At 35.2% G+C, this 594-nt stretch carries 1 protein-coding gene; it reads left to right on the plus strand.

Annotated elements, in window-relative coordinates; genetic code table 11:
- Positions 1-16: 16 nt before the first annotated feature.
- A complete protein-coding gene (locus tag V7024_RS13535) occupies positions 17-559 on the plus strand; it encodes a DUF1003 domain-containing protein (protein ID WP_335520826.1) in 543 nt (180 codons plus the stop codon).
- Positions 560-594 lie beyond the last annotated feature (35 nt).

The following is a 594-nucleotide window of genomic DNA, read 5'->3' on the forward strand; positions in this document are numbered from 1 at the left end:
TGAGGAGGTTTGTACAATGGTACAAAAAATCTGGAATCAAATTAAAGGACAAAAAAAAGAGGCTACGAAAATTCAAGGTTTTGATATTGATTTAAACCATGAAAGCTTAACGCGTATTGACCGACTTGTAGATCGTTACGAGTCAGAAATCCTTCACCAACTTGATAGTGCATATACACAACGAACAAAGTGGGCAGACCGACTAGCTGATAAAATTGCACAGTTTGGAGGTAGCTGGCGATTCATCAGCTGGTTTGCATGTTTTCTTGGTTTCTGGATTATGTGGAATAGCCTGCCTATCACAAAAGGGGAACACTTTGATGCTCCACCATTTATTTTATTGAACTTATGTTTATCTTTTATAGCAGCATTTCAAGCTCCTGTTATTATGATGAGTCAAAACCGTCAAGCTGCGCGTGATAAACATGAATCTGTTATTGACTTTGCGATTAATTATAAAGCAGAGCAAGAGATTGATGATATGCAAAGTCGGTTGCATCATATAGAGAGTGAATTAACGGAAATTAAAGACTTATTGAAACAATTAAAGGAAAAATAAACATATAAATACAAACTAAAAAACGACATAAAAAC

Origin of the sequence: Bacillus sp. JJ864 (genome assembly GCF_036963045.1) — a bacterium.
Taxonomy (GTDB): Bacteria; Bacillota; Bacilli; order Bacillales; family Bacillaceae_G; genus Bacillus_A; species Bacillus_A pseudomycoides_C.